Annotated in this window: 2 protein-coding genes; one reads left to right on the forward strand and one right to left on the reverse strand. The window is 39.1% G+C overall.

The window, feature by feature from the left end; genetic code table 11:
- Positions 1-315: 315 nt before the first annotated feature.
- The gene (locus KVG29_RS12270; RefSeq protein ID WP_252228712.1) at positions 316-1,452 is read left to right on the forward strand and encodes a uroporphyrinogen decarboxylase family protein; all 1,137 of its coding nucleotides are present in this window, start codon (positions 316-318) and stop codon (positions 1,450-1,452) included.
- 142 nt (positions 1,453-1,594) lie between these two features.
- On the opposite strand, the gene KVG29_RS12275 is transcribed toward KVG29_RS12270, so the two are convergent.
- The gene (locus KVG29_RS12275) at positions 1,595-2,815 is read right to left on the reverse strand and encodes an IS701 family transposase (RefSeq protein WP_252228713.1); all 1,221 of its coding nucleotides are present in this window, start codon (positions 2,813-2,815) and stop codon (positions 1,595-1,597) included.
- Positions 2,816-2,964 lie beyond the last annotated feature (149 nt).

Here is a 2,964-nt window from a genome sequence, read left to right on the forward strand (position 1 = left end):
CGCCTAAAGGACAGGTTAAAAACCGGGCTATATGCTAGCCCGCGTAATAACGTCTAGTTTTTAAAAAAGCCAGGGTGGGTCAAATTTTATCTGTTAAAAATGGGTCAATTTAAATCCGCTATTGACAGACCTCTATTCATGTACAGGTTTATTTCAGGATGATATATTTAAAACGGAGATACAATCTTGGATACAGTGCTTTGGAATAAGAAGTAAGAGACGGTATAAGCTGGAGAATTTTATGCCATATACCTTAACAAAATCAAAATTGATATTTGGTTATATGAGATACTTTAAAAACTGGGGGTAATATTCATGACATCCAGAGAACGTTTAATGAAGGTCCTGAAAGGGGAAATTCCAGATCATGTTCCCGTTGCCCCCGATACATCAAATATGATACCGGCAAGGTTGACGGGAAAGCCGTTCTGGGATATTTACCTGTACCAGGATCCTCCTATATGGAAAGCCTACATTGATTGCGTAAAGTATTTTGGCTTCGACTCTCTCATGGATGGTTATGTACAAATCCTGTTTGAGGATCTGGGGGAGATCGACAACACCTGGCAGGAGGTTATTATTCACAGTGATAAAAAGCGGATCATAACGCAAAAATACCGTATAATTGACGGTAAAAGGGAATGGGAGCCCTATATCACCATATATTACGATGACAATCCGCCTACCCCTGGAATAAAGCCGGAAACCTTGGGTTTTTCAAGAATACCCGACAGGTACGAAGAAATTGAAGGGAAAAAGGAGTGGCCCCAGGGGGAAGAACTGCTGAAGCTGGTAAAGGAAGAACTGGGTGACCACGGACTTGTGGGGGTGTGGTGCGGCACAACTAAATTACTTAACAGCGAACAGGATATATATGATTTTTATGACAATCCCGAAAAGTCCTACAAAAAAAGCGAACAACTTCTTGAATATTATGTAAAACGCTTTTATAAGCTCATGTCGCTGGAAACAAAGCCCGATTTCATATGCCTTGGTGGATCCGGCACCCTTATTCACCAAACACCGAAAATTTTCAGAGAATTAGCCCTTCCCATAGTAAAGGAAATCACCGCGCTGGCCAAAAAGCATGGAATACCCACCCATGTCCATTCCTGCGGTCCCGAGAAGCTTTTGGTCAAGATAATGGCTGAGGAAACCGATCTTACGGTTATAGATCCGTTAGAACCGCCGCCTATGGGCGACTGCGACCTTAAGGAGATAAAGAAACTGTACGGTGATAAGCTGGTGTTGAAAGGAAATCTTCACACGACCGATGTTATGCTCAACGGATCGACGCAGGATGTTATTGAAGCTTCCAAAAGGGCCATAGATGATGCTGCCGCAGGGGGAAAGTTTATTCTTTCCACAGGTGACCAGTGCGGCAGGGATACCCCTGATGAAAATATTTTCGCAATGATAGAAACGGCAAAAACCTATGGCAGGTACTCATGACGGTATATACAGGCGCAAAGAGGAAAGTGAGCCTGCATGCCAGCTACTGCAGGATGCTTACTTACTCTTGTTCTGCAAATTTGAAAGTTAAATTACCAATATTGGTTATATAATCCTATATTGGTATAATAGCACTAAACATTTAAGCAACAAGCTTTAATTTGGCGTATATATCCACCAATGGAACATCATTCTTTGCATGGTAATACACAAAATCTACAAAATCTTTGATAGACTCCTTCTTCATATGCTCTATCGTATCCCCTATAGTATCAAGATTTAGTTGCTTCCTCCTTACCCTGTAATATTCTAAAAAGTTATACGCCAGAAAACATAGCAACATATACCTTTCAATTGAAACAAGACTCCTTACTTTGTACTCATCAAAACCTAGACTCTCCTTTAAATACTGATAGCTGGTCTCTATTGTCCAACGTACTGCATAGTATCTCAATATTATCTCATTACCAAGCTCTATATCGGTGGAGAGAATACACACGGGAGTTTCAAAACCATCTTCTTTAACTTCATAGGATATAAGCAAAACAGCATTATCAAATGTACCAACCTTCCCTTCATATCGATATACCCTGTACTCCTTACCCTCAACGGTAACTAGGTCAAGGGTGGACGGCTCAATGTACTTGATAAACTCACAAACCTTAACTTTCACACCATAAGGAGATATCGTCTTATTGAATTTGACGCACCCAATAACATGATACCCCTTACTTAAAGCTTCTTCTATTAATGAAGTACTCGTATACCAGCTGTCAGTTAAAACATAAAGCTGTTTTATATTCGATGGAGTATGAAACTCCCTTATAAATCCTTTGGCAATATCTACTTTGCTCTCAAATTCAATCCCTAGCTCCTTGCACTTCTCCTCCCTGTAATAGGCTTTGAAGTGAAATGGCATAGCATATGGCCCCGCTACAAAATTCAAAGTCACTACACAATGAGACCAGCAAATCTTACCTTCTGTATGGGAGTAATGAAAATCTAATCCTTCCATATGTTTAGTTCTTATATCTTTCAAGTTGGTAGTATCATCAATAACTAGAAAACCAATCTCACCTGGTCTTATGTTGTGTTCTAGATGATAGCTAAGAAAGTTTATACGGTTTCTGTTCAACTGTTTATCATCCCAGGGGGATTTACTTAAAAACCTGTAAATACAGCTTTTATCCTTCGCAATAACAATATTCTCTGCTATCTTGGATATCGATAGTTTGCCTTCAACTTGGATGCTGCCTTCCACCATTGTAACCAGATGATTAAATTGTGCTTTGTTCATTCCATAATTTACATCTTGCAAAAAGGCAACTAATTCGTTATTATGATTTATAATGGTTGTTGGCATAGTTACTACCTCCCTGTGATGAACGTAGTGTCAAAAATTTTTATACAAAATCAGCTTTAGTTGCTGAATATAACTGATTTTTTAGGTATATTTTTCAAATACCTCCCCAGAGTGGGTGGTGCTTAAATATAAATAATATTCCTTTAAAA

The organism is Caldicoprobacter algeriensis, assembly GCF_023838525.1.
GTDB classification, from domain to species: Bacteria; Bacillota; Clostridia; order Caldicoprobacterales; family Caldicoprobacteraceae; genus Caldicoprobacter; species Caldicoprobacter algeriensis.

Excerpts from the sequence above, each read along its gene's own strand:
- KVG29_RS12270 (WP_252228712.1), top strand. The coding sequence starts at position 316 with ATGACATCCAGAGAACGTTTAATGAAGGTCCTGAAAGGGGAAATTCCA.
- KVG29_RS12275 (WP_252228713.1), bottom strand. The coding sequence starts at position 2,815 with ATGCCAACAACCATTATAAATCATAATAACGAATTAGTTGCCTTTTTG.